The organism is Desulfobaculum xiamenense, assembly GCF_011927665.1.
Classification (GTDB): Bacteria; Desulfobacterota; Desulfovibrionia; order Desulfovibrionales; family Desulfovibrionaceae; genus Desulfobaculum; species Desulfobaculum xiamenense.
The window spans coordinates 437,656-463,762 of sequence record NZ_JAATJA010000001.1 but is presented as its reverse complement, the minus strand read 5'-3'; the positions used below and the strand labels follow the sequence as shown (position 1 = coordinate 463,762).

Genomic DNA, 26,107 nt, shown 5'->3' with positions numbered 1-26,107 from the left:
GAATCCGCAGGCCGTGGGCGAGGATAACCTTTTGCAGGCGGGCTGGTCTTCTGGTATGACCCGCCCATGCGACATTATCCGGCATTCCTGAACCTTCGGGGCCGGAGGTGCCTTGTCGTCGGCGCTGGCGAAGTGGGGACGCGAAAGATCGAAACCCTGCTCTCCTGCGGCCCGGCGGAGGTCCTCGTGGTCGATACCGCACCGCCTTCCGCTCGGATGAAGGCCTTGCTCGACACCCCCGCGGTGGTCTATAACCAGCGCCCCTTCGAGGAAAACGACCTGGAGGGACGCACGCTTGTGTTCGTGTGCACCAACAACGCACAGTTGAACGCGACCATCGGCACCATGTGCGAAACGCGCGGGCAGTTGTGCAACATCGCCGACGCCCCGACGCAAAGCGGATTCATCGTCCCCGCCACGTTCGACAGGGGCAGCCTTGTCGTGGCACTCTCCACTGGTGGCGCAAGCCCAGCCGTGGCGCGGCGCATCCGCATGGAACTCGAAGCCGCGCTTGGCCCGTCCTGCGGTGCGTTCGTGGAGCTGATGGGACGCATCCGTCCGCTGGTGCTGGAACTGGGCATGCCGACGGCCGCGAATACGGAAATTTTCAGAAAACTGGCCCATGGTCCGCTTATGGCGGCCATCGGCGAAGGGGACGCGGAACAGGTGCGCGACATCCTGACACAGGAACTGCCCGCCGCCCTGCACCCCCGCATCGGAGAAGTGCTCGATGGAATTGTATGATGTTCTTCAGATAGGCATCACGGTGCTCTACACGTTTGGGGCCGTGCTGTTCATCGGCGGCATGCTCGGCATGCGGCCGGGGCTGAAGACCGCTGCGGGACTGTCGTCCGGCGCGGGCTTCGCGCTGCACACCCTCTCGCTGGCCCTGTACTTCAAGCTGATGGGCTACGGCAGCTTCCTCGAAGGCGATTTTCACCTGAGCCTGCTCGGCTGGGTGCTACTCGCCATCTTCTTCGCCCTGTGGTGGAGGCTGAAGCTCGACTTCCTCGCGCTGGCGGCATCCCCGCTGGCCCTGCTGCTCTACCTCTCCTCCATGTCGGTTCCGGGCACCAAGGTGCTCATGCCCAAGGCGTTGGCCGGATCGTTCTTCATGCTGCACATCGGCTCGCTGTTCTTCAGCCTCGCCTTTCTGGCCATGGCCTTCGCGGCGGGCGCGCTGTTCATGCATCTGGAACGCAAGATCAAGACCAAGGAAAAGCTGGTCGGCTTCCGCAAGGATCTGCCGTCGCTCAACACCTTCGACCACGCCAACCATCTGGCCGTGGTGTTCGGCTTCCCGCTGTACACCGTGGGCCTTTTGTCCGGCTTCATCTGGGCCCGCTTCGCGTGGGGCCGCATCGTCACCGGTGATCCCAAGGAGATCGTGTCGCTCGCCATCTGGGTGGTGTACGCCTATCTCTTCCACCAGCGTCTGGCCATGGGATGGCGGGGACGCAAGGCCGCCATGCTGGCCATGGCCGTCTTCGCCTTCTGCGTGTTCTCTCTGGTCGTCGTGAACTTCATGGTGCCCTCGCACCACAACTTCATGCAGTGATCATGAAACAGAAGATATTCCTCATCGGACTCAATCACCGTACCGCGGGCGTCGAAATCCGCGAGGCCTATGCCCTCAAGGACTGCAACACCGTGGAACTCGGTTTCGTGACACCGGCCGGCCCCGTGAGCGAGGCTCTTGCCCTCTCCACCTGCAACCGCGTGGAAATCCTTGCCGTGACGGACCACCGCGCCACCGCGGACGACGTCCTTCAGTTCTGGGCGTCGCACTGTGGCGGCAGCGTTCCGCAGCTTAAGCCCCACGTCTACATTCACGAAGATCTCGAAGCGGTGAAGCACCTGTTCACCGTTGCCGCCAGCCTCGATTCCATGGTCGTCGGCGAGCCGCAGATTCTCGGCCAGCTCAAGGACGCCTACCGCAAGTCCGTCGAATTCGGCTCCGCGAAGGTCATCATCAACCGCCTGCTGCACAAGGCCTTTTCCGTGGCCAAGCGCGTGCGCACGGAGACGGCCATCGCCTCCTCCGCCGTGTCCATCAGCTACGCGGCCGTGGAGCTGGCCAAGAAGATCTTCGGCGACATGTCCGACAATCGCGCCATGCTGGTGGGTGCGGGTGAAATGGCCGAACTCGCGGCTACACACCTCATCAACGCTGGTGTGAAGGACATCGTGGTGGCCAACCGCACCTTCGAACGTGGCGAGGAGCTTGCCCGCCGCATGAACGGCACGGCCATCATGTTCGAGGAACTGCACCGCAAGCTGGCCGACGTGGACATCGTCATCAGCTCCACCGGAGCGACCGAAGCCGTCATCCGCGCCAAGGACCTGCGCGGCGTGCTCAAGAAGCGCCGCAACCGGCCCATGTTCTTCATCGACATCGCCGTCCCGCGCGACATCGACCCCGACGTCAACGGACTGGACAACGTCTACCTCTACGACATCGACGACCTGAAGGAAGTCGTGGAGGAAAACCTCGCCCAGCGCCGCGAGGAAGCCATCAAGGCCGAAGCCATCATCGCCTCGGAGACGCGACAGTTCGCCCGCTGGCTGGAGTCGCTGGAACTCAATCCCACTATCTGCGACCTGCTCGAACGCGGCGAGGACATCGCCGCCCGAGAACTGGCCCGCACGCTCAAGCGCCTCGGTCCCGACGTGTCCGACGAAACCCGCGAGGCCCTCGAAACCCTCGTCGTCTCCATCGCCCACAAGCTCTACCACGAGCCCATCGCCTTCCTGAAACGCCGCACGCAGGAGGAAGGCGCGGCCCAGCGCTTCATCGACACCACCCGCCGCATGTTCAACCTCGACGGCGAGGATGTCCCCGAAGACGCGCACGCAGACCGCAAGAAGGTCGTACCGCTGCGGGCCGTATGCGGCGGCAGAACCTCCGAAAACCAGCACTGAGCCTCAACCTCAAGCGAGATTCACATGCGCCTCTACTGTATCGACGACCTGACCGAAGACAACGTGAAACGGCTTGAAGCAACCTTCGACGCCAACGGCATGAAGGGCTCCATGGACGGCATGTACTGGCTGGACATCCCCGAAAGCCTCTACACCGACGAACAGACCGCCCACGCCGCGCAGTGCGGTCCCTACAGCCTCGGCATCGAGACGCTCGAAAACGGCGTGCGCATGGAGCTGCTGGTCCGCGCGCGCAACATCATCCGCTGCTCGTGCGTGGCCTATGCCACCCCGGAGCAGCGGCTGTACGCCATCGAATGGCTCGACTCCGCCTTAAGGGAACAGGACATCCCGGCCTAGCCCACAGGCTGCCGCCATGCGCTTTCCTCTCCGCCTTCAGGACATCCCGCCCGCTCAGGCGCGCTTCTGTCTCGGCATCGAACGCTTCCTGCGCGACGAGCTGAAGGCGGAGACGGACGGAGCCGCCATCCTCGTCGCCTTCTCCGGCGGCGTGGACTCCACGGTGCTGCTCGCCACCCTCGCCCTCCTGCGCGACCGCCTACGCTGCGAGGTGCTGGCGGCCCATCTCGACCACGGCCTGCGTCAGGAATCGTCCGCAGAAGCCCGCCACGCCCTCGCCCTATGCGAGGCAGCCCATATCCACTGCGAGACCACACGCATCGACGTGGCCGCCCTCGCCGCCACACGCGGCATCGGTCTCGAAGAGGCCGCTCGCGACGCACGCTACGACTTCCTGGAGCAAACCCGCCAGCGCAACGGAGCGAGCCTCATCGCCCTCGGGCACAACCTCGACGACCTCGCCGAGGACGTGCTCATGCGCCTGACGCGCGGCGCTGGCTGGCCGGAGCTGGGCGGCATGCGCGGCATCGACAGCGCACGGCACCTCGTGCGACCTCTGCTGCTCACGACGCGTGCGGACATTGAAACCTGCGCCCGCGCCCTCGGCCTGCCATGGGTGGAGGACGCCTCCAACGCGGACACGACCTTCACGCGCAACCGCATGCGCCACGAAGTTCTTCCGCTGCTCGCTCGTGAAAACCCGAACATTCTCCGCGCCGTGGCCGCCCAATGGCGCGTGGCGAGCCTCGACCGCGACTACTGGGACGGCGAGGTCCAGCGCCTGCTCGAATGCGGGGTTCCCCACTCGGGTGGATTACTTTTACCCCGCGAAATACTTGACGATCTGCACCAGACTGTGCGACTGCGCCTCTACAAGGCGACGCTCGAACGCCTCGGTCCGGGGCAGGCATTGGCCGACAGTCTGCATACCCTCGACCGCCTGTTTAGAAGCGGCGAAGGGGGGCGCACGGTGCAGTTTCCCGGCGCAAAGACCGTGACGACCAGCGCGGCGGGCCTGCTCTTCAGGCCGCGTGAATGCTGAATTTTGTCCGCATTTGGCGGACTTGCCGCCGCACGCCATTGACAGCGGCGGGCGAGAAGTATAGTGCTTTGTGAAATTTTCAACTTGTTAAGGAGGAACCGGTGAATATTCTTATTTTCGGCCCCAATGGAAGCGGCAAAGGCACTCAGGGTTCTCTTGCAAAGAAGAAGTTTGACCTGGACCACATTGAGTCCGGCGCCATCTTCCGCAAGCACATCGGCGGCGGCACCGAGCTTGGCCTCAAGGCCAAGGCCTTCATCGACAAGGGCGAGCTGGTTCCCGACGACATCACCATCCCCATGGTTCTCGACGTTCTGAAGAACTCCTCCGCCAACGGCTGGCTGCTGGACGGCTTCCCCCGTTCCATCGTGCAGGCCGAGAAGCTGTGGGACGCCCTCCAGAAGGACGGCGTGAAGCTTGACTACGTCATCGAGATCCTGCTGCCCCGCGAGGTCGCCAAGGCCCGCATCATGGGTCGCCGCCTCTGCGCCACCGACCCCAACCATCCCAACAACATCGGCATTGCCGCCATCGCTCCCGACGGCGACAAGTGCCGCGTGTGCGGCGGCGCTCTCACCGCCCGCGCTGACGATCAGGACGAAAACGCCATCGACAAGCGCCACAACATCTACTACGACACCAAGACCGGCACCCTCGCCGCCGCCTACTTCTACAAGGACAAGGCTGCCGAGGCTGGCTTCAAGTACATCGAGCTGAACGGCGAAGGCTCCATCGACGAGATCAAGGAATTCCTTATCTCCCAGCTCGCCTAGTTCATCCGCATGTTGCATGCCAAGGCCCCCGGCGGTATACCTCCGGGGGCCTTTTCCTTTTCCGGCGCGCCCGCCGCGAATCCCGCCCCAGCGGGCCAATGCAACGCAAGGACAGCGAACCATGAGCCATACGCACCTGACCATCGGACAGATCAGCTACCTGAACGTCCTTCCCCTGTTCCAGACCCTTAAGCGCCACTTCCCGCCATCGTCCGGCATCAGGTACATGCCGGGCCATCCCTCGGAAATGAACAGCGCTCTGGAGCATGGCGAAATAGACCTCTCTCCGGCCTCGGCCTTTGAATACCTCGCCAACGCAGAGCGCTACCGCCTGCTGCCTGGGCTGTCCATCACCGCCCCATCCGGCCCGGTCAAAAGCGTACTTCTGGTCAGCCCGGTGGCCTTGGAGGAGCTGCCCCGCTGGATGGCCGAAAACGGCAACGACATCCACGTCACCCGCGCCTCGGCAAGCTCCGTGGCTCTGCTCAAAACGCTGTGGAGCTTCCACTGGAAGCTTCCCACGGCAAACTGGGTTCCCATCACCCCCGGCACGGGGCTTGATTGCAAGCGCCCCTTCCTCGAAATCGGCAACTTCGCCCTGCAAAACTGGCTGAATCCGCCCGCGGGCTGGCACATCATCGACCTTGCCGAGCAATGGCGCGCCTTCACCGGCCTGCCCTTCGTCTTCGCCGTATGGATCGTGCGCAACGGCCTGTCCGACGCGCAGCGCGAGCTTCTGGCCGACGTCCACACCGCGCTTTTGCACTGCAAGGCCGCCTGCCACGAGTCCATCGGCGAAATTTCCGAAATGAAGGACATCTGCGGCTGGATATCGCGCGAAGGCATCGAGGACTACCTCTCCACCCTCGACTACGACCTCGGCCCGCGCGAGGAGGCCTCGCTTGTGCTCTTTGGCGACTACTGCCGCCGTCTCGGCCTCATTCCCGGCGTTCCCGGCCTGCGCTGGGCACTCTAGCCCAAACGCACACGCGGGGACCGGCAGACACCGATCCCCGCGCAGGGCACCCGCATATGGCGGGACGCATCACTTTCCGTTTTCCGCAATATACTGTTTGGCCGACTCCAACACTCCCCGCAAGCACGAAGCGAACTCGCTCAACTTCAACGGGGCGAAATCCCGGCCTTCATCGCGCAGGGTTAGCTCCAGCGCCGCTGCGGAGTGCTGAAGCTCCAGCGCCCCTATGCTGCCCGCCACGCTCTTCATGCTGTGCGCGAACCGCGTCGCACCCTCGATGTCGTCATCATGCAGCAGGCGTGCGATATCATCGCCCGCATGCTCATACTGCGCGATGAACGTTTCGAGCATGCGCCGATACATGGTGCAGTCCCCCATGCAGCTCACAAGCCCGCACGACACATCCAGCCCCTCCAGCACCTTGAGCGACGGAGTCTTCTCCACCTCGGCGCGCAAAGGCGCTATGCCCTCTCCATCGCCAATGATGACGGCCCTGCGGCCCGTCCAACGCGCCAGCGTATCGTAGAGCACGTTGGGAATGATGGGCTTCGTGACATGGTCATCCATCCCCGCTTCCAAGCTCTTCTCCCTGTCGCCGCGCATGGCGTGCGCCGTCATGGCGATGATGGGTAGCCTCCCTCGTCCGGCGTCCGCACGGATGCGGCGGGCGGCCTCGTAGCCGTCCATCTCCGGCATCTGGATGTCCATGAGCACGGCATCGTAGTTGCCGGCAAGCGCCATATCCACGGCCTGCCTTCCGTTCACGGCCTCATCCACCATTACCCCGACGGAGGAAAGCAGTTCGCAGGCCAACTCGCGGTTGAACTCGTTGTCCTCCACCAGCAGGACATGCAGACCGCTCAAGGTCGCCGCGTCCGGCGAATCATCGGCTCGCTCGCGCCTGCGGACGAGGTTTGTACCATCCTCGTGCCCGAAGGCCTGAAGAATGGCCTCGTACAGCAATGACTGGCTCACGGGCTTAAGCAGGAAGCCCCCCACGCCCGCCTCCTCGGCCTGACGCATGATGTCGTCGTACCCGAAGGCCGTCATCATGATCACCACGGGCTTCCGGGACAGCCGCTCATCCGCGAAAATCCGCCGAGTAGCCTTGATGCCGTCCATCTCCGGCATTTTCCAATCCATGAAGACCAGATCGAAGGGTTGCCCCTGTATAGCCCCATGCAACACGTCCAACGCCGCCAAGGGCGAGGAGACCGTGGACACGGACAGATCAAGCGAGCAGAGGCAACGGCGCATGTATTCGCAACTCGTCAAACTATCGTCCACCACGAGCGTGCGCATGCCCCGGAGTTCCGCTGGCATGATCGTCTGCTGACCAGCACCCTTCGCCTCTATCGCGACATCGAGGGCGAAGGCGAATCGGCTTCCCTGCCCCGGTGCGCTTTCCACCACGAGCCGCCCTCCCATCATTTCGACAAGCCTACGGCTGATGGCAAGGCCAAGCCCCGTGCCGCCATAACGCCGGGTGGTGGACGAATCGGACTGCGTGAACGGCTCGAACACTCGCGCCAACTCTTCCTGCGTCATGCCGATGCCCGTATCGCGAACGGAAAATTCGATCTGCGCGCGATCATCCGACTGGCGGGCAAGCTCCAGATTGACGCATATCTCGCCGGATTCAGTAAACTTGACGGCATTGCCGACAAGGTTCTGCAACACCTGACCAAGCCGCAGCGGATCGCCGACAATCCTGTCCGGCACATCCGGGGCAACGGCCACGATCAGTTCGACATCCTTGCGCTGTGCGGCCAGTGCCGTCACGTCGGCCAGTTGCTCCAAAACTTCCTGCAAGCTGAAGGAAATGCTCTCCATCTCCAAGTGGCCAGCCTCGATCTTCGAGAAATCGAGAATATCGCCAATGATGCCCAGCAGGGAGCGCGAGGCGAACTCGGCCTTGTCGATGTACTGACGCTGGCGGGAAGTGAGTTCCGTGCGTCGGCACAGGTGCAGCATGCCCATGATGGCATTCATGGGAGTGCGTATCTCGTGGCTCATGTTGGCCAGAAATTCGCTCTTGGCCCGGTTCGCACTTTCGGCGGCATCGCGGGCATCGCGGAGCATGCGCTCCGCTTCCTTGCGCTCCGTGATGTCCATGACCACGCCGATCATGCGCTCGGCGGCGCCGCCGATGCCGGGTAGCACAGCCCCCGTCTCCAGCACCCACCGCACGCTGCCGTCCGGACGTTCGATGCGATGATCGACCTCGTAGCCACACACGCGGCACACGGCATCGTCCACGGCGGTCCGCACGCGGACCTGATCACGCGGATGAATCATCGCGATGAACTCGTCGAAGGTCACTGGCGCGGGCCGCTCATCGCGGCCGAAAATCGTATGCACCACGTCGGACCACTCAAGCCTATCGACCGGGATGTTCCATTCCCAGCACCCCACGCCAGCGCAGCGCTGGGCAAGCGCAAACCGCTCGGCGTGGCCCATCGCCTGTTGCTCGGCCTTTCGCAGGTTGGTCATGTCGCCAAGCGTCACCGTCATGCCCGCAAACTTCCCGGACACATCCGGCATAATGTTGAAGGACACAAGGTAGACGCGACTGTCGCCGTCATCCAACCTCACCCGGCGCTCGAAGCGCATGGCCTTCGCCGCACCGCTGCGAAAGTCGCGCAACTCGTTGCCAAGCCACGGAAGAAGATCCCCAAGCGGAGTGCCTATCACCCCGCTCCCGTCCTCGGCATCAAGAGAACTCCCCGGATATCCACGCGGACCATAATAATGCGCACCGTACCGTGTCGAACGCCCAAGCAGTTCGGACGCCGCGCTGTTCAGGTTGAGCACGGTCCCAGTCGCATCGAGCAGGAACATGGGCGTCGAAATGCTCTCGAACAGCGTCAGGTACCGGTTCTTCTCGTTGGTCATGATGCGGGCCTGCGCCTGCAACTCATTGCTCAACTCGTCCGAACCCTTGGCCGCCCATTCCACCACGAGCGCAAGTTCGAGCCTGTCGAACACACGGATGACGAAGGACCGCCAACGCTGCCTCGACGCCATGTCCGGCACGCGCAGTTCAATGAGATCGACATAGCTCTGGCGATAATACTTGAGCAGGCTCAGAAACATGCCCATGTCGACGCCGCGTTCGCGGTGCCTTCGGGCCTCCAGTACGCCGAACGCGGTGATGGGATCGCCCACGTAATCTTCCTCGGGCGAGAATTCAGGAGGGGTATCGCCGAATATCCTCAAGGCATCGACGATAACGCCGGACAGACCGGAAATGGACAGCCGCCACGCCTCAAGCAGCGTGGACGTGTAGCGGACGTAGCCACGTTCCTTCGCATAGCCGAGGATGCGCTCCATGAGCCATTCCTCGCTCGTCGTGATGAGGCGTTCCAGATCGTCCATTACCCCGCCTCCTTGAAGCATACGGCCGAACGACACGCCGTGCCCTGGGGCAGACGACCCACGCAGGCCGAACGCCCATCGAGCAGCCAACGACGGACCAGACCATGTTTAAGTATAATTCAGATGCGGTATTCGCGCCACCACTATCCACAAAAAGCGGACGCGGACGCGAAACGGATACGCGAATGAGGCTCAGCCTTCGCCTGAAGCGTCGTCAGAGACCTCGCGAAGCGATGTGAGGATGAGACCGAAGAATCCGGTCCCGAAGCCGGAGTAATGCCAGCCCAAATGTTCGAGGCATCCGGAGCAGGCCACGGGCTGCCATGCATAACCGGGAAACCACGTGAATTCGAGACTCGCCGGTCCGCCGAACAGCAGACCCTGTGCGGCGGAAAAGCAGCCCACTTCGAAGATCAGGCCGGATGGATTGAAGAAGACATGATGGTGCTTACCGCCAATGCGCGTACGCGCGCCGGACGTGGTGATGCGTGTGCCGCAGAATCGGCAGACGAGCGCATTACCGCCCGAGCCGTCGGACGTTTCCGAACGCTCGTCGACAATGACGGAACCGGCGGAGTCATCACCGCGCCCGTCAGGCGAAATAAGCCCCCACAGCGCAGGGGTGGCAGGAATTCCGGGCCAATGGTTTCGCATCCGTCCTCCCGGAGTGATCGAATTGCACTCTCTGCCCTAAATACGACACCCGCCGCCAAAGGTGAAGGGACGAGGCGCCTACGGTTCGATATTCTTGAGCATATCTTCCTGCACGAAGACCACTAGCTCATCCCCGCGGGAAAGCCGGGTATCCGCGCGCGGCAGGAACTCGAAGGTCGGCACGTCCTGATGGCGGACGGCCACAACCTGAAGACGAAAGCGATTGGTGAGGTCCAACTCGCGCAGGGTCTTGCCATCCCACTTGTCCACGGTCAGCCGCTGGATGAGCACCCCCATGCCGAAGGGAAGATAATCGATGAGGCCGGGGTGCGTCATGCGCAGCGCCAACTGCTGTGCGCCGTAGCGCTCGGGGAAGAACACCTCGTCGGCTCCGATCTTGGTCAGCACCTTCTCGTGCTCCCAGCTCACGGCCTTCACCCACACGCTCTGGACTCCGATTTCCTTGAGGTGCAAGCAAATGAGGATGCTGGACTCCATAGCGGACCCCACGCTGACCACCACATGCGAGAAATGCTGAAAGCCCAGCTGTTCCAGAACAGTACGATCAGTCCCATCGCCCTGAAACACGCGGGTCAGGTTGTCCTGCGCGCGGCGCACAAAGTCCGGGCTGGAATCCAGCCCCACGACGTCGTGCCCCAGCTCCATGAGCCGCTGTGCGAGGAAGTAGCCGAACTTGCCAAGACCGATGACACCAACTTCAAGCTTGTCCATATGTGCTCCGTCCGGACCATGCGCCCCGGAATGGATGTGATGCTACCCGATGGCCAGCCGCTTCTCCGGCCACGAAAACTTTTCCTGCCGATGCAGCTCCTGCAGAACCTGCAGGAACACGATGGGACCAAGACGTCCCACGAACATGAGCACCGTCAGCGTCAACTTGCCAACGACGGACAACTGCGGAGTCACCCCCGTCGAGAGTCCCACCGTACCGAAGGCGGAGACCGCCTCGAACAGCAGTTCCAGAAACTGCCCGCGCGTCTGGCTATGGGGCACAGCCCCCGTCTCGCTGACGCACAGGATGAGCGTAGCCAGGGCAACGATGCCCGTGGCGATCATCACCAGCGTCAGGGCGCTGTTCATGGTGTCCTCGTCCAGTGCGAAACGCCCCGCCACAGACTGCCTGCGGCCCTTGAGCCGCGCACCGCAGAAGGCCGCAATGGCGCGGAAGGTGGTCACCTTCACGCCGCCAGCGCAGGAGCCGGGCGCACCGCCAACGAACATGAGCAAAATCATCACCAAAAGGGAGACGTTGCTCATGCTGCCGATGTCCATGGTGTTGAACCCCGCCGTGCGGCAGGTCACGGACTGGAACAGCGAGCCAAGAATCTCCTCGCTTGGCGAGTAGTCTCCCGTATGCATCAGGAATTCGGCAAGCAGAATGAAGGCCGCTCCGCCGATGACCAGCCCCGCACTCACCTTCAGCACGATATGCGCATGCCACGACAGGCCGTTCGACCCGCCGAGGGAATTGAAGGAACCGGAGCGCAACCAGTGGCACCCAAGCTTCTGTGCGCATTCGAGCAGCACAATGAAGCCGAGTCCGCCAAGGGTGATGAGCGCAATGAACACAGCATTGACCGCCCAGTCCGTGCGCCAGCGGGTAAGGCTATCCGCATAGAGCGAAAAGCCCGCGTTGCAGAAGGCGGACACGGAATGGAACAGCGCGGAGAACGGCGCGAACCCCTCGGGATCAAGCAGATGCAGCGCCACGGCCCCAAGGCATTCGAGCAGCGCACAGCCCAGCACCACCTGCTTCAGGAAATCGCCAAGGCTGAACTTGGGATCGTGCAGCAGGGACTGGCTGACGGCCAGCCGGTCGTTGAAGGCGATACGCTTGCGCCACAGGTAGAAGATGAGGCTCGTGTAGGTCATGATGCCCAACCCGCCGAGCTGAATGAGCGCAAGAATCACGCTCTGCCCCGTCGTGTTGAAGAACGAGCCGGTATCGACGACCACCAGCCCCGTCACGCAGGTGGCGGACGTGGCCGTGAACAGCGCGTCCACCCAGCCAAGGCTCTCGCCCGCGTGGCAGAATTCCTGCCGCAGCAGGACGGTTCCGGCCAGAATAGTCAGCGCGAAACCGAGTATCGGATAAATGAAGGTTGGAATCTTCCTGCGGGGCATGCGCGTCCTCTGACCGCCGAACGCGGCGGATCGGCTATTTTCGCCAGAATTCGGGAATAAAGAGGATGATGACCGTGTAGATTTCGAGACGCCCGAGCAACATGCAGAACACCAGCAACCACTTTCCCAGAAGCGGGAAATGCGCGTAGTTCTCCGTGGGACCGACCGTTCCGAGGCCGGGACCGATGTTGCCGATGCAGGCCACCACCGAGGCAAACGAGGTTACCACGTCCATCCCCATGGCGGCGATACCGAAGGACGACACGATGAACAGCCCCAGAAACAGCAAAAAGAAGCCGGTGATGGAGTTCATCACTTCCGGGGGCACGGTCTTGCCGCCAAGCTTTACGCTGGTGACGGCGCGGGGGTGGATAAGCCGGTAAAGTTCCTTGTAGGTGTGCTTGAGCAGCAAGAGGATGCGCATGCACTTGATGCCGCCGCCCGTGGACCCGGCGCAGCCGCCGAGGAACATCAGCAGAAGCAGCATGGCCTGCGGCAGCGGTGCCCACAATTCGTAGTCCGCCGTGGCGTAGCCGGTGGTGGTCACGATGGATGCCACCTGAAACGCGGCGTAGCGCAACGACTCGAAAAACGAATCGTAGTTACGCCCCCACACGGAAAACGCGCACACGAGGGTGAATACGGCGAACACGCCCATGAAGAAGCGGAACTCCGCATCACGCCACATCACCAGCGGCCGCCCGCGCAGCAACTGGTAGTGCAGGGAGAAGTTCACGCCCGCGATGAGCATGAACACGGTGATAACCACGTCGAAATAGACGCTGTCGTACGCGGCGATGGACGTATTGCGCGTGGAGAAGCCGCCGGTGGCCATGGTGCCGAAGGTGTGACACAGCGACTCGAACAGGTCCATGCCGCCGATGAGCAGCAACAGGACCTCCACCACGGTGAAGAACACGTAAACCTTCCACAGCAGCATCGCCGTGTCCTTGATGCGCGGCTTCAGCTTGTCCGGCACGGGTCCGGGGACTTCGGCCTTATACAGCTGCATGCCGCCCACGCCGAGAAACGGCAGAATGGCCAACGACAGGACGATAATGCCCATGCCGCCCAGCCAGTGGGTCAGGCTGCGCCACATGAGCAGCCCGCGGGGAACGGATTCGATGTCCGTGAGCACCGAGGCTCCGGTGGTCGTGAAGCCGGACACGGACTCGAACACGCAGTCCGTAAACGTGGGGAAGGTTCCGGCGAACCAGAACGGCAGTGCCCCCACGATTCCGGCGGCAATCCACCCGAGCGCCACGATGGCCATACCCTCGCGATGGTTCATGGCCGGCGCGTCGAGATCGCGGAACATGTAAAACAGCCCCGCGCCGAAGACCACGGCCACGGAAATGGACGCCACCAAAGGCTCGACACCGGCATCGTTGTAGTACAGCGAGAAGCCTAGCGCGAAGAGCATGGACAGGCCCATGCTGACCAGAATCGCACCCACGACGTGCAGAGTGTAGCGCCAGCGCATCTAGAAGGACTCCAGCTTGACTGCCAGCCGCTTTTCCACGCGGGGAATGTTCTGGGCCGTGCTGAGCATGATGATCCGGTCATTGGGATGAATGATGGTATCACCCGTGGGGAAGATGACGTTGTCCCCGCGCACGAGCGCAAGAATGAGCGCGCCCTTGGGCAGATGCAGATCGCGCACCGAGGTGCCGACGATGTCGGAATGCTCCAGCGCGATGGCTTCGAGGGCTTCCGCCTCCTCGCCCTTGATGGACGCGGCGGAAAGCACTTTGCCCTTGCGCATGTACTGGAGGATGGAATTGACGGCCGAAAGGCGCGGGCTGACCGTGTTCTCGATGCCGATGGCGCGCACCAGCGGAAAGTAGGCGAACTTGTCGATTCGCGTCACGGCGCGGGCCGCACCGAGATTCTTGGCCAGAAGCGACGTGAGGATATTGGTCTCCTCGTCGCCGGTGAGGGAGACGACCATGTCCATGTCGGCCACGTTCTCTTCCTGCAACAACTCCTGATCCGTGCCGTCGCCACGCAGCACCAGCGTGCGGTCGAGGCTCTGGGCAAGGCGCTGGCAGGCGTCGGAATTGCGCTCCACCAGCTTCACGTGCAGGTTGAGTTCCTCAAGCCGTCTGGCGAGGCGCAGGCCAATGTCGCCACCGCCCACGATGAGCACGTCGTGCACGGGGCGATACCTGCGGCCGAGGCGCTCCATGATGGTGGGCAGGTCGTCGTCGCGGCACACGAAGTAGACGAGGTCGCCCTTGTGGATGACGTCCTCGCCGGAAGGGATGATGAGCTTCTCGCCACGCACGATGGCGGCGATGATGATGCCCACCCCGCCCACGGCGTCGCGGATGTGGATGAGCTCGCGGCCGACGACGGGGCTGACGTCGGACACGGTCAGGCCGATGAGCTTCACGTGGCCGTCGGCGAACTCGCTGACCTCGTCGGCATCGGGCAGGCTGATCAGCCGCTCGATGGTCTTCACGACCTCCACGTCCGGATTGATGATCTTGTCGATCTGAAGGACGGAGCGGCCAAGATGCTCCTGAAAGTCGATGTATTCGTCGTTGCGGATGCGGGCCAGCTTGATGATGTTCGGCGCAAGGGCACTGGCGAACGTGCAGGCGATGATGTTGATCTCGTCGCTGTCGGTAACGGCCAGCATGACGTCGGCCCGAGAGATGCCAGCGGCCTCAAGGATGGCGGGGTTACTCCCCGATCCTTCGAGGGTCTGGACGTCGAGATACTCGGTGATTCGCTTGAGAGCCTCGGAATTGCTGTCGATGACGACGACTTCCTTGGACTCGGTGGAAAGTCTGCGGGCGATGTGGAAACCGACCTCACCCGCGCCGATGATGATGACTTTCAAGTTTTCTGCTCTCTTGTTGTCCAATGAGAAAAGGCAACTGCGCCGTCGCCCCCTTTACTGGAAAAGCCAATCCAAATCCAGTGCTGGCTGCGTGTTATATACACGCAGTTTCGAAACAACGCAAAAAGCCCACCGCGCGTTGCGCGGCGGGCTTATGGGTCGTATCAGAAAGCGTTCGCCGAAGCTAGGCGATCTTGTTGACGGCCTGAGAGAGGCGAGAGATCTTGCGGGCGGCACAGCGCCAGTGCACGACCTTCTTGGTGGCGGCCTTATCGATCACGGAAGTGGCCAGGGTAAGAGCTGCCTGTGCCTTTTCCTTGTCGTTGGACTCCACTGCGGCGCGCAGGGCCTTCACCGCGGAGCGGATACGGGTCTTGACGGCGCGATTGCGGGCGTTGCGCTTCTCGCTCTGACGATGCCTCTTGATGGCGGACTTGTGATTAGCCAAGGTACTTCCTCCTGAAAAAAATATCGTATATTTCTTCGGTTGTGCGCTTGATTTCGTTCAAAAGAGATTGCTCCAATATACGCAGAACAACCCGATGTCAAGGCAATTTACGATAATCCCCGCAATGGGGCCAGCCTAAACCTGCAAGGCGGAGAAATCCGCCAGTCGGCCGAGTCGGGAAACCAGAGCCGTGAGCAGGTTGAGTCTGTTGACCCGCAACCCGGTCTCCTCGCACATGACCATAACATTATCGAAGAACGCGTCAACATCCGGCCGCAGCTCGCGCAGCAGGCCGAACAAGCTCGCGAAATCGTCCTTGCTCCACAGCTCTTCCCAGGTGGGAGCGATCCCGTTCAGGCGGGCGGCAAGCGCCTTTTCGTGCTCTTCCTGCAACAGCACGGTGTCGTAGGCACCGGTCAGTTCCACACCGCCACTCTCGCCCTGCTTGACGATGATGTTGGCGGCACGCTTGAAGGTAAGCACGGCCTGCTGGAAGTCATCGGCCTTGCTGAAGGCTGCCAGCGCGTCAATGCGCGCGCCAAGCGCCCACAGGTCGTTGAATCCCGCACCGAGGGCGGCGTCCACGACCAGAGTCTCGTAGCCCTGCCCCTGGAAGAACGCACGCAGACGGTTGGCGAAGAAGTCCTGCATCTTCGCGAAGGCCTCATCGTTCGAGAGCTTCCATGCGATGTCGCCGTAGCCGGCCTGCGCCTCGCGCAGGAACGCGCCGAGGTCGATGCGCAGGTTGTGCTCGATGACGATGCGGCAGATGCCAAGCGCCGCGCGGCGCAGGGCATAGGGATCGTTGGCGCCGGTGGGCACCTTGTTCAGGCCGAAGCAGCCCGCGAGGGTATCCGCCTTGTCGGCCATGGACAGAATGGCACCGCCAAGGGTGGACGGAACCGGAGTATCCGGACCGGCAGGCAGGTACTGCTCGTAGAGAGCCTTGGCGACGATGTCGCCCTCCCCGCGCCTGTCGGCGTAGATGCCGCCCATCATGCCCTGAAGCTCGTCGAACTCGCCGACCATGTCGGATTCGAGATCGGCCTTGGACAGACGTCCGGCACGAGCGACCTGCGCCTCGATGGACGGCTCGACATTGCGGGCCAGCCATCCGCACAGACGCTCCAGACGGCGGGTCTTGTCGCCCATGCTGCCAAGAGGACCGAGGAAGATGACGTTGTCGAGCTTGCCGAGCCAGTCGTTGACGTCGGCGGAGAGATCGGCCTTCCAGAAGAAGCGGGCATCCTCAAGGCGGGCACGCAGCACGCGCTCCCAGCCCTTGCGGACCACGCTCATGTCCTTCGGCTCGAGGTTCAGCACGGGCAGGAAGTGCGGCAGCAGCCGACCATCCGGACCTTCGACGCCGAAGCTCTTCTGGTGTCCCTCCATGCTGGAGAGCAACACCTCGCGGGGCACTTCGAGGAAGGACTGGTCGAACGTGCCGAGGATCACCACGGGATGTTCGACAAGACCACACACCTCGTCCAGCAGAGACTCGTTCCACACGATGCGTCCGCCGACTTCTGCGGCCAGACGGTCGCCCTCGGCGCGGATGAAGGCCTTGCGCTCGGCGGCGTCGAGCGTGACCTTGCACTTGTCGCGCAGCACGTCGAGATATTCGGCGGCGCTTGCCACCTCGAAGGGACCGGCACCCATGACGCGATGGCCACAGGTCTGGCGACCAGAGGTGACGTCGGCAACGGTGAAGGGAATCACCTGATCATCGAACAGCGCGACGAACCAGTGGATGGGGCGGCCGAATCCGAAATCGCGCGAGCCCCAGCGCATCTTCTTGGGAAACTGCAGCGCGGCCACGGCCTTCTCGAAGATTTCGGGCAGCAGTTCGACGGTGGACGCACCACCGGTCATCTTGCGCACGGCAAGGTACTCGCCCTTGTCGCTTTCGAGGACAAAGCAGTCCGCGATGTCCACGCCCTGCGTCTTCGCGAAGCCCAGTGCGGCCTTGGTCGGCTCGCCATTGGCATCGTAGGCGATGCGCCTCGGCGGACCGGTCACCAGCTCCTCCTCGCGGCGCTGATCGGCGGCGACACCGTCGGCGATGAGCACGGTGCGGCGGGGAGTGGCAAAGGTCTTCATCTCCCCGACATCCACCTTGGCATCGGCGAGCGCCTTGCCGACGAGCGCGCCAAGCTCCTCATGGAGTCCGGGGAAAAAACGTGCGGGAATTTCTTCCGTTCCTATCTCAAGAACAATTCGGGACATTGGAACCTTCCTCTTTCCGACTTACCTGGCGAGCAGGGGATAGCCCAACTCCTCGCGCTGGGCGGCATACAGTTGGGCGACCTTGGACGCGAGATTGCGGACGCGGCCGATGTAGGCCGTGCGCTCGGTGATGGAGATCGCGCCGCGGGCATCGAGCAGGTTGAAGGTATGCGAACACTTCATGCAGTAGTCGTAGGCAGGCCACGGCTGACCGGCCTCGCACAGGCGCAGGGATTCGGCCTCGTACATGTCGAAAAGCTTGAGCAGCATGTCGGGGTCGGCGAGCTCGAAGTTGTAGCGGGAGTGCTCCACTTCGCCCTGATGATGAACGTGGCCGTATTTCACGTTGTCGTTCCAGGAGATGTCGTACACGGACTCCTTCTCCTGAAGGTACATGCAGATACGCTCAAGGCCGTAGGTCAGCTCGACGCTGACGGGATGCATGTCAATGCCGCCGACCTGCTGAAAGTAGGTGAACTGCGAAATCTCCATGCCGTTCAGCCACACTTCCCAACCGAGGCCCCACGCGCCAAGCGTCGGGGATTCCCAGTTGTCTTCGACGAAACGGATGTCGTGCTCGGCGGGGTCGATACCCAGCGCGCGCAGACTGTCCAGATACAGTTCCTGAACATTGTCGGGAGAGGGCTTCAGAAGAACCTGAAACTGGTAGAAAAGCTGAAGGCGGTTGGGGTTCTCGCCGTAGCGACCGTCGGTGGGCCGACGCGACGGCTCCACGTAGGCCACCCGCCACGGCTCCGGCCCAATGGCCCGCAGGAAGGTCGCCGGATTGAAGGTTCCGGCGCCGGTCTCGATGTCGTAGGGCTGCTGGATGACGCAGCCGCGATCGGACCAGTATTTCTGCAGGGCCAAGACAACATCCTGGAAATGCATATTTTCTCCTTCTTTGCGTATGCCGGGGCTTGCCCCGGCTTGATCGTCATGTCTTGAGGAAGCGTCCATCCTCCCACCGTAACCCAAGATGCCAACGCATAAAACCGTCCGCAACGTCAAAAAGACGGCGACGATCCGCGGCATCGGGAACCAGAGAGCACCACTGACGGGGGCTTTCGCGGCGGACCCTGTCGAGAACGGCCAACGAACCGGCGTTCAAGGGAATCCTCCAGCCGTGTTCTGTCGCGCACGCTTCGCACGATATCCGGCCCTCCTCGATCAGGAGCAATGGAGCAACCGAAGTCTTTAAGACTTTTCCGCAGCGAGAGCAAGTGTCCAGAGACGGCCCGTAGCCCTGCTCGAACGCCGTCCGCAGCCGGAAAAAAACCGGAAACATGGGCGAGAGGTCCGGGCAGCGCTCCACGGCTTCGAGGGACTCCTCCAGCAGGTTGAAACTGCGTACGGAGCCCTCCGGCTCCACGTGGACGGCCTCGAAGAATTTTACGCAGTTAGCGGCGATGCCGAGCCGCGAGGCGTTACCGCGCAGTCCGGGACGTCCGTCGAGAAGTGTGCCTTCGGTGAGGGAAAGATAATTGCCGGTACGGCTTCTGGAAAAGCCGAAGAGGACGAGATTGAGGGGATCGAGGCAGCCGACGAACCGTCTGCGGCTGCGGCTGCCTCCAAAAGCGAATGCGGTGAGCAGGCCTCGGTGGGGCGTGAAGAGGCGAAGCCAGAGGTCGGCCTCCCGGAAGCGCCCCACCCTCAGGATGATGGCCTTTTCCGTAAAATCCTGCACGGCAGGTTCCGGAACTACTCGGCGGAGAAGCTCAGGGTGCGAACCTGACCCTGCTTCGCGTCGAGGGCGTACGGCTTGTCGTTGAGCCGCAAAGACACGGCCCCGGCGTTGCCGAGCTTGAGCGTCATGGTCTTGTCGAAGCGAATGAGCTTGGACTGGCCGGGCTGAAGGGTCACGTCCACGGTCACGCCGCCATGCTCGTCACCGCCGTCCACCTTGGCCAGAAGCCAGCAGACACCGGTGGTGGCGTGCACATCCACGCGTTGCGGGGCATGGACTGCGGCAGCCACGGGAGCCTCTTCGCGCGGAGCCTCGGCAGCGGGCGTCTGCGCCACGGCGGGCTGCGCTTCGGCGGGAGCCTCGGTCGCGGCGGCAGGCTCGTCCTGTGCGACGGGCGCGACGGCTTCGGCGGCCGCATCGACCACGGGAGCGCCATCCTCATCGGCCGGAGCCATGGCCGCGTGCTCCTCGGCGGGAGCGGCAGCCTCTTCGGGCGTGGATTCCCCGCCCTGTCCGCCGATCATTTCCACCGGCGCTGCGGCCTTATCCGGCGAGGCGGACAGGAACGAATACGCCACCAGTCCGCCCACGATAGCCAGTACGGCCAGCACGAGGATCACGAGATTCATCCTGCGCCTGCGCAGCGAATCGAAGCCACCCCTGCCGCGTGACAGAACCATCTGCTCACGGGGGGATTCCTCGACGGGAATCTCTTCCTCAATGGTGTATTCCATGGCCATGACGGCGGCGAGCTTGTCGGGGTCCAGCCCGAGAAGCCGGGCATAGTTCTTCACGAACCCCTTGGCATAGACCGGATGCGGGAGCAGATCGGACTGCCCGCTCTCGATTGCCTGCACATTGATCTTGCTGATTCGGGTCTTTTCGACCACCACGTCGATGGTCAGCCCCTGACGTTCCCGCTCCTGTCGAAACAGGTCGCCCAGTTCCTGCAAATTCATGCCAGATTCTCCGTTCGCGATTCCGAAACAGCCGGCCCCGGCGGCATGCGTACCGCCGGGGCCCACGGCTGCTAGAGCTTGATCTCGATGAGTGCGTTAGCCTTCAGATTGTCGATATATTCCTGGAAGCGCTGTTCGAGGCGCTCCTGGAAAAGCTTGTCGTAGATGCGGCTTTCGACCTTTTCGAGCGGAGTGGTTCCGCCCTCTTCGGCCTCGTTGACAAAAAGCAGCGCCTCGTGGCCCTGCACCACGAAGGGCTGGGTCATCTCGCCGGGACCGACACCCGCGAGGGCATCGTGCCAGTCGCCCGCAAGGTCGTTCCAAGCCATGGCACCGATGCGACCGCCCTGTCCCACGCCCGGTCCGCGCGTGTAGAGGTCCGCCGCGTCGGCGAAGGAAATCTCGCCACGGGCGATGCGCTCGCGCAGTTCGGCGGCATTGGTTTCGGGACCGCAGATGATGAGGCTCAGATCGACTTCGCTGTCGTCGCGGAACTCGAAGCTGTTGGCCTCGTAGTAGCGCGCCACGTCCTCCTTGGTCACGGCCACCTTGCGCTTGACCATGAAGCCAAGAAGCTTATGGCGCAGGATGTCGTCCTTGAGGCGATTCTTGAATTCGTCGCGGGTCAGGCCCTCCAGCTTAAGCTGACGGGCGAAGTCCTCTTCGGTCATTTGGGCGCGCTTCTTGTAGCTGTCCACCTCATTTTCCAGCTCCACGTCGGAGACGTCGATGCCGAGGCGGGCGACTTCCTGCCGGATGAGAATGTTGTTGATCATTCCATCGAGCATCTTGCGCTTGAGCCCAAGGATGGCGGTCTTGTCGGCCTCGGTGAGCTCGCGCCCACGGAAGCGTTCGAGGATGGGCTTCACCCGCTCGTTGAGTTCGAAAAGGGTAATGATGTCGCCATTGACCACGCCGACGACGCGATCGACGACCTGCCCGCCCCAGGCGGCGGGAGCAAGAAGCAGGACACAGCAGACGGTAAGGATATATCGGCAAAGACGATTCAAGTGTTCCTCCGGGGGATGAATTTCCGGACCGGACCGGGCCGGGGGCTGTTGTCGGATGGACGGCACGCCCTGCGCGCCGTGCTTCTCGTTAATAGCTTTTGCACCATTATGCAACGACGGCGGGATACGCTTACCGGGCAACGGGTTCGGCAGGCTCTTCCTCCGCCGGCGCGCCATCCTCATCGGCTGGGCGCAAGAGCGGGCTGACCTGAACCGTGGCATGCGCCAGCGCGTCGTCGAGCCATGCGTCGAAGGCCTCACGCAGCTTGCGCTCCACCAGCACCTTCTCCACAACGGGATAGGCGCGGGACGGATCAAGCACCTTGGCCGGGCTGCGCTCCATGAAGATAATACTCTGGAAATCCGCCTCTCCGGTCATGACGGGGGTCGTCTGCCCGGGGGCGAGATTCTTGAGGGCGTTCTTCCACGCGATGGTCAGCCGATCCTCGCGCACGCGCAATTCGCGCACGACCACCTGCTCAAACTTGCCAGCGATGGCCTCCACGTTCCCCTCCTTGCGGTAAAGGTCCACGGCGGACTGCACGGCGTCGCGGCTGGGGCCGCTCACAAGGTGGATATGCAGGCGGGGCGGCAGATAGAATTCGTTGATGTGGTCCTTGTAGTAGGCCTCGGCCTCCTCGTAGCCGATGGTGATACGCGGGCGCAGCACCTCACCGAAGAACTTCTCGATGCCCAGCCGGGCGCGCAGTTCCTGACGCCAGTAGCGGATGTCGATGTACTCCTCCACCAGCACCTGCTCGAAGGTATCGCCGGGGTAGTCCGCGCGGACTTCGTCCTCGGCAGCGGTAAGCTCCTCGGACGTCACGGAGAGACCGCGCTTTTCAAGCTCCTGCTCCACCAGTTCCTGCACGATGAGGTCGCCCAGAAGCCGACCGTAATCGTTCTTCAGCCCCGCCACGGTGGGCGACGCGTCGAAGGACGAGTCCAGATGCATGAAGTCGTACTTCAGCTCCAGCCTGTCCAACGTGATAGGCCGACCATTGACGCGCGCGACGACTCCATCCTCCTCGGCATTGCCACCACATGCGCCAAGCTGCAGACAGAGAAACAGCGCGATAATCGCGGAAAGATATCTTTTGTTCATTGATTGAAATCCGTTACGTTTCGACGATGTCATGCAGTCTTATCCGCAGGCAGAAGCGCGGTCAATTCCCTTTCGATGGCATCAATGGCAGCGCACACTCCGCCCTCGGCAGAGACGCGCAGTTCGAGCTTTGCTGGCGGCATCATGCGGGCGACGGAAGGATGCTGCTGCAACCAGCCGACAATGCGTTCCGGATCGACGGCCGTCGCATTCTCGGCGAATGACAGCACGATGCGCCCCTCGAAGAGATCAGCGCGCACCACCTGCAACCGCCCAAGCAGACGCTTGAGCCGGAGCACGGCGAGAAACTGCGAGAGTTGCAGAGGTATCGCGCCGAAGCGGTCGCGAATCTCGCCGGAAAGCTCCTCCAGCGCCCTGTCGGACGCCGCCGTGGACAGCGCCTTGTAGTAGCGCAGGCGCTCGCGCGCGTCGGGCATGTAGTCCTCGGGGATATGCGCCTCGAAGAGGATGTTCAGTTCGGGGCTGGTGTCGCGCCGCAGTTCCTCACCCTTGAGGCTGCGGATTTCCTCCTCCAGCATCTCAAGGAACATGTCGAGGCCCACCTTGGCCATACTGCCGGACTGCACCTCGCCGAGGATGTTGCCCGCGCCGCGCAGACGCAGATCCTCCATGGCGATCTGGAAGCCAGCGCCGAGGTAGTCCATATCCAGAATGACCTGAAGCCGCTTGCGCGTCTTCTCGGGGAGCCTGTCCAACGACGGGACCACGAAATAGGCATAGGCCTGCGTGGAACTGCGGCCCACACGGCCGCGCAACTGATAGAGCTGGCCGAGACCGAAAAGCTGCGCCTGATCGACCACCAGCGTATTGGCGCGGGGGAAATCGAGACCCGACTCGACAATGGCCGTGCACACCAGCACGTCAATCTCGCCGTGCCAGAAGCCGTGGATGGTGTCCTCCAGCTCCCGCTCGCGCATCTGGCCGTGGGCCATGCCCACGCGCGCCTCGGGCACAAGCTGCTGCACATACTCCACCACGCGGGGCAGGCTGCTCACGCGGTTGTGAACCCAGAAAACCTGTCCCTTGCGTTCCAATTCGCGCCGGACAATGGTCCGCAAAACGCCCTGCTCGCGTTCGAGGATGGACGTCTGCACGGGCTTGCGGTCCACCGGCGGCGTCTCCATGACGCTCAAGCTGCGGATGCCCGAGATGGACAGTTGCAACGTGCGCGGAATGGGCGTCGCCGTCAGCGCGAGGACGTCAATCTCCTTGCGCATCTGCTTGAGACGTTCCTTGTGCTTCACGCCGAAGCGCTGTTCCTCGTCAAGCACGAGCAACCCGAGATTCGGCAGGTGCACGTCCTCGGACAGCAGCCGATGCGTACCAATGAGGATGTCGATCTCGGCGCGCGCCGCCGCCGCGAGCACTGTCTTCTGGCGGGGCTTGGGCACGAAACGGCTCAAGAGGCCGACAGTGACGGGAAATCCCTCCATGCGCCGCTTGAAATTCTGGTAGTGCTGCTCGGCCAGCACCGTGGTCGGACACAGAATGGCCACCTGTCGCCCGTCCAGCGCGGCGCGAAACGCCGCACGCATGGCGATCTCGGTCTTGCCGAAACCCACGTCGCCGCAGACGAGGCGGTCCATCGGTTCGGGGCGCTCCATGTCCTCCAATACGTCGCGAATGGCGGTTTCCTGATCGGGCGTCTCCTCGAAGCCGAAGGATGCCTCGAACTCCGTGTACATGTCGTCCACCGGCGTATAGGCGCGGCCCTTGGCCACCTTGCGCCACGCGTACATCTCCACGAGTTCCCGCGCGATCTTCTCGATGGCGGTGCGGGCGCGGTCCTTGGCTCTGGCCCAGCCCGTTCCGCCCAGCTTGTCGAGGGCGGGCGTCGCCCCTTCCGGTCCCTTGTAACGCTGGATCACGTCCAGACGGTCCACGGGCAGATAGAGCTTGTCGTCACCGGCGTAAAACAGCAGAAGGTAGTCGTTGTTCACATTGCCAAGGTTCAGGCGATGCAGGCCACCAAAGCGCCCAAGGCCCCACTCGCGATGCACGAGCAGGTCGTCCTCGGCAAGGTCCTCGTAGGTCGAAAGGCCCTTGAAATCGCCCGCACCGGGCAAAACGGCCCGCTCGCGAGTGGGCTGGATGACGTCCTCGCCAAGGAGGAGCGCACCGCACCATCCAAGCTCGATACCCTGCCTAAATGGCGAGACAAGCGCGAACAGCCCCCGCGCATCGGCGACATATTCCAATGAAGGATGCACGCCGTCCTGCTCGGCAAGGGCCAGAAATTTCTTGCGCGACTGGGCCGTGCGGAAGGACAGCACCACCTGCGGACGCTCCCGCGCCCAGACCTTGAGCGCGGCCATGAGCGCCTGCCACGGCCGGTTGCGATCCTCCGGCTTCCAGAACAGTTCCTCGAAGGCCGTGTAGCTTTTTTCCGGCAGGTCCACGCCGTCGCGCTTCTCGCCGATGGTGAGGTCCTCGAAATGTATCTGCGGACGCTCCTGCCACGCGCGGCGCGCCGTTTCGGCCTTCTGCACCAGCACGTTGCGCGGACGCCGCCAGCCCTGACGCTCGGCTTCCTCGTCGAGCGCCTCGGTCCACTCCCACTCGACCTCTTCCAACCGGGTTCGCAGACGGCCCGCACCGCACAGCACCCATGCCGCGTCGCGCGGAAGCCATTCGTCGAGGGTGGCCGCGTCGTCGTAGAACATTCCGGGACGGATGGAGCCCTTGCCCTCGTCGAGCAGGCGCAGGAAATGCTGTTCGGCGGCGCGGTCCAACTCGCCGATGCCGCGCAGGCGCTCCCAGCGGGCGCGGGCGGCCCGGCATTCGTCCTCGGTCAGCACGGCGGGCGACGCGGGCAGAAGCACCGCTTCGGCGAGGTCGTCGCTGGAGCGCTGACTCACGGGATCAAACAGCCGGATGTCGTCGAGGGTGTCGCCAAAGAATTCGAAACGCAGAGGGCGGGGATAGCCGGGCGCGAAAATATCGAGAATGTCGCCGCGCATGGCCATCTCGCCGGGGCGGGTGACCATGGCGGTCCGCTCATAGCCCCAGCTGGCGCACTGCTCCAGAAGCACCTCGGAAAGCACCTCCTCGCCCTTGGTCAGCGTGAGGTGACACGAGGTCAGGATGCGCCGCGGCGGCCACTTCGGCAAAAGATTGTCCACGGTGATGAGCACGCCGCGCGGCCCGTCGCCTGTGGCGAGGGAATACAGCGCGGCCCAACGGTTGGCCCAGCGGCCGGGGTCCGTGGACTTGGCGGGGTACGGAGGAAAGGCGATCCAGCGCGAACCGCCGAAGGGACCGGAGCCATGGGTCAGAAGCCCCAGAAGCGCCTGCATCTGCACCAGTTCGCGGGCACCGGGCACGACCATCACGACGCTCTGACCGCGGGAAAGCAGCCCGGCGGCAATGGCCGCCTGCGTTCCGGGGCCGGACTTGTACACGCGGCGGGACAGCGGGAGTCCGTCGGCCCCGGCGGACCGTCCGTCGAGGGCGAACTCCCTCAATTCAGCGGGAAAGATCAACTTGTTTCCGTTCCTTGTTTGGTTCCGGGAAATCACACGTCAAAAGGCCGCCGTACGCACGGATGCGCAAC

The 26,107-nt window shown here is 63.0% G+C and carries 21 protein-coding genes; 7 read left to right on the top strand and 14 right to left on the bottom strand.

Annotation, left to right across the window (positions count from 1 at the left end; translation table 11 throughout):
- Positions 1-66 precede the first annotated feature (66 nt).
- The 7 genes from GGQ74_RS02105 (at position 67) to GGQ74_RS02075 (ending at position 6,073) form a co-directional block, all read left to right on the top strand.
- Positions 67-744: a precorrin-2 dehydrogenase/sirohydrochlorin ferrochelatase family protein gene (locus GGQ74_RS02105; RefSeq protein ID WP_167939887.1), complete on the top strand. Its 678-nt coding sequence runs from the start codon at positions 67-69 to the stop codon at positions 742-744.
- A complete protein-coding gene (gene ccsA, locus GGQ74_RS02100; RefSeq protein ID WP_167939886.1) occupies positions 731-1,558 on the top strand; it encodes a cytochrome c biogenesis protein CcsA in 828 nt (275 codons plus the stop codon). The genes GGQ74_RS02105 and ccsA overlap by 14 nt, the downstream gene beginning before the upstream one ends.
- Before the next feature lie 2 nt (positions 1,559-1,560).
- On the top strand, positions 1,561-2,922 hold the full coding sequence (hemA, locus tag GGQ74_RS02095) for a glutamyl-tRNA reductase (RefSeq protein WP_167939885.1): 1,362 nt from the start codon (positions 1,561-1,563) through the stop codon (positions 2,920-2,922).
- A gap of 24 nt (positions 2,923-2,946) precedes the next feature.
- Positions 2,947-3,282, top strand: a complete 336-nt coding sequence (locus GGQ74_RS02090) for a hypothetical protein (protein ID WP_167939884.1) — start codon at positions 2,947-2,949, stop codon at positions 3,280-3,282.
- A 16-nt stretch (positions 3,283-3,298) separates the two neighbouring features.
- Positions 3,299-4,324, top strand: coding sequence for a tRNA lysidine(34) synthetase TilS (gene tilS, locus GGQ74_RS16205; RefSeq protein WP_167939883.1), 1,026 nt, complete (start codon positions 3,299-3,301; stop codon positions 4,322-4,324).
- Between the two features lie 101 nt (positions 4,325-4,425).
- Positions 4,426-5,097, top strand: a complete 672-nt coding sequence (locus GGQ74_RS16200) for an adenylate kinase (RefSeq protein WP_167939882.1) — start codon at positions 4,426-4,428, stop codon at positions 5,095-5,097.
- A 121-nt stretch (positions 5,098-5,218) separates the two neighbouring features.
- A complete protein-coding gene (locus GGQ74_RS02075) occupies positions 5,219-6,073 on the top strand; it encodes a menaquinone biosynthetic enzyme MqnA/MqnD family protein (protein WP_167939881.1) in 855 nt (284 codons plus the stop codon).
- 69 nt (positions 6,074-6,142) lie between these two features.
- Here GGQ74_RS02075 and GGQ74_RS02070 read toward each other — a convergent pair whose 3' ends face one another.
- The 14 genes from GGQ74_RS02070 to mfd all read right to left on the bottom strand — a co-directional run bounded on the left by GGQ74_RS02070 (position 6,143) and on the right by mfd (position 26,036).
- Entirely contained in the window at positions 6,143-9,451 is a 3,309-nt protein-coding gene (locus tag GGQ74_RS02070) for a hybrid sensor histidine kinase/response regulator (protein ID WP_167939880.1), read from the bottom strand.
- Between the two features lie 192 nt (positions 9,452-9,643).
- A complete protein-coding gene (locus tag GGQ74_RS02065; RefSeq protein ID WP_167939879.1) occupies positions 9,644-10,105 on the bottom strand; it encodes a cereblon family protein in 462 nt (153 codons plus the stop codon).
- 78 nt (positions 10,106-10,183) lie between these two features.
- Complete coding sequence (locus GGQ74_RS02060) at positions 10,184-10,837, bottom strand: potassium channel family protein (RefSeq protein ID WP_167939878.1); 654 nt, start codon at positions 10,835-10,837, stop codon at positions 10,184-10,186.
- 42 nt (positions 10,838-10,879) lie between these two features.
- On the bottom strand, positions 10,880-12,250 hold the full coding sequence (locus GGQ74_RS02055; RefSeq protein WP_167939877.1) for a TrkH family potassium uptake protein: 1,371 nt from the start codon (positions 12,248-12,250) through the stop codon (positions 10,880-10,882).
- A 34-nt stretch (positions 12,251-12,284) separates the two neighbouring features.
- On the bottom strand, positions 12,285-13,733 hold the full coding sequence (locus tag GGQ74_RS02050; RefSeq protein ID WP_167939876.1) for a TrkH family potassium uptake protein: 1,449 nt from the start codon (positions 13,731-13,733) through the stop codon (positions 12,285-12,287).
- The gene (gene trkA / locus GGQ74_RS02045; protein WP_167939875.1) at positions 13,734-15,098 is read right to left on the bottom strand and encodes a Trk system potassium transporter TrkA; all 1,365 of its coding nucleotides are present in this window, start codon (positions 15,096-15,098) and stop codon (positions 13,734-13,736) included.
- A 184-nt stretch (positions 15,099-15,282) separates the two neighbouring features.
- Complete coding sequence (rpsT, locus tag GGQ74_RS02040; protein WP_167939874.1) at positions 15,283-15,546, bottom strand: 30S ribosomal protein S20; 264 nt, start codon at positions 15,544-15,546, stop codon at positions 15,283-15,285.
- Positions 15,547-15,681: 135 nt separating this feature from the next.
- Positions 15,682-17,772 carry a glycine--tRNA ligase subunit beta gene (glyS, locus tag GGQ74_RS02035; protein ID WP_167939873.1) on the bottom strand — a complete coding sequence of 697 codons (2,091 nt, stop codon included), beginning with the start codon at positions 17,770-17,772 and terminating at the stop codon, positions 15,682-15,684.
- A gap of 21 nt (positions 17,773-17,793) precedes the next feature.
- Positions 17,794-18,663 (bottom strand): glycine--tRNA ligase subunit alpha, encoded by an 870-nt coding sequence (glyQ, locus tag GGQ74_RS02030; RefSeq protein ID WP_167939872.1) that lies wholly within the window; start codon positions 18,661-18,663, stop codon positions 17,794-17,796.
- Positions 18,664-18,709: 46 nt separating this feature from the next.
- Positions 18,710-19,459 carry a DNA repair protein RecO gene (recO, locus tag GGQ74_RS02025; protein WP_167939871.1) on the bottom strand — a complete coding sequence of 250 codons (750 nt, stop codon included), beginning with the start codon at positions 19,457-19,459 and terminating at the stop codon, positions 18,710-18,712.
- A gap of 14 nt (positions 19,460-19,473) precedes the next feature.
- Positions 19,474-20,418: a helix-turn-helix domain-containing protein gene (locus GGQ74_RS02020; RefSeq protein WP_167939870.1), complete on the bottom strand. Its 945-nt coding sequence runs from the start codon at positions 20,416-20,418 to the stop codon at positions 19,474-19,476.
- 71 nt (positions 20,419-20,489) lie between these two features.
- Positions 20,490-21,428 carry a SurA N-terminal domain-containing protein gene (locus tag GGQ74_RS02015; RefSeq protein ID WP_167939869.1) on the bottom strand — a complete coding sequence of 313 codons (939 nt, stop codon included), beginning with the start codon at positions 21,426-21,428 and terminating at the stop codon, positions 20,490-20,492.
- 130 nt (positions 21,429-21,558) lie between these two features.
- Positions 21,559-22,533 carry a peptidylprolyl isomerase gene (locus GGQ74_RS02010; protein WP_167939868.1) on the bottom strand — a complete coding sequence of 325 codons (975 nt, stop codon included), beginning with the start codon at positions 22,531-22,533 and terminating at the stop codon, positions 21,559-21,561.
- 29 nt (positions 22,534-22,562) lie between these two features.
- On the bottom strand, positions 22,563-26,036 hold the full coding sequence (gene mfd / locus GGQ74_RS02005) for a transcription-repair coupling factor (RefSeq protein WP_245168079.1): 3,474 nt from the start codon (positions 26,034-26,036) through the stop codon (positions 22,563-22,565).
- Positions 26,037-26,107: the final 71 nt, after the last annotated feature.

Excerpts from the sequence above, each read along its gene's own strand:
- GGQ74_RS02090 (WP_167939884.1), top strand. The coding sequence starts at position 2,947 with ATGCGCCTCTACTGTATCGACGACCTGACCGAAGACAACGTGAAACGG.
- glyQ (WP_167939872.1), bottom strand. The coding sequence starts at position 18,663 with ATGCATTTCCAGGATGTTGTCTTGGCCCTGCAGAAATACTGGTCCGAT.
- GGQ74_RS02070 (WP_167939880.1), bottom strand. The coding sequence starts at position 9,451 with ATGGACGATCTGGAACGCCTCATCACGACGAGCGAGGAATGGCTCATG.
- tilS (WP_167939883.1), top strand. The coding sequence starts at position 3,299 with ATGCGCTTTCCTCTCCGCCTTCAGGACATCCCGCCCGCTCAGGCGCGC.
- GGQ74_RS02060 (WP_167939878.1), bottom strand. The coding sequence starts at position 10,837 with ATGGACAAGCTTGAAGTTGGTGTCATCGGTCTTGGCAAGTTCGGCTAC.
- GGQ74_RS02050 (WP_167939876.1), bottom strand. The coding sequence starts at position 13,733 with ATGCGCTGGCGCTACACTCTGCACGTCGTGGGTGCGATTCTGGTCAGC.
- GGQ74_RS02020 (WP_167939870.1), bottom strand. The coding sequence starts at position 20,418 with ATGAATTTGCAGGAACTGGGCGACCTGTTTCGACAGGAGCGGGAACGT.
- GGQ74_RS02065 (WP_167939879.1), bottom strand. The coding sequence starts at position 10,105 with ATGCGAAACCATTGGCCCGGAATTCCTGCCACCCCTGCGCTGTGGGGG.
- GGQ74_RS02105 (WP_167939887.1), top strand. The coding sequence starts at position 67 with ATGCGACATTATCCGGCATTCCTGAACCTTCGGGGCCGGAGGTGCCTT.
- GGQ74_RS02010 (WP_167939868.1), bottom strand. The coding sequence starts at position 22,533 with ATGAACAAAAGATATCTTTCCGCGATTATCGCGCTGTTTCTCTGTCTG.
- ccsA (WP_167939886.1), top strand. The coding sequence starts at position 731 with ATGGAATTGTATGATGTTCTTCAGATAGGCATCACGGTGCTCTACACG.
- GGQ74_RS02055 (WP_167939877.1), bottom strand. The coding sequence starts at position 12,250 with ATGCCCCGCAGGAAGATTCCAACCTTCATTTATCCGATACTCGGTTTC.
- hemA (WP_167939885.1), top strand. The coding sequence starts at position 1,561 with ATGAAACAGAAGATATTCCTCATCGGACTCAATCACCGTACCGCGGGC.
- GGQ74_RS02075 (WP_167939881.1), top strand. The coding sequence starts at position 5,219 with ATGAGCCATACGCACCTGACCATCGGACAGATCAGCTACCTGAACGTC.
- glyS (WP_167939873.1), bottom strand. The coding sequence starts at position 17,772 with ATGTCCCGAATTGTTCTTGAGATAGGAACGGAAGAAATTCCCGCACGT.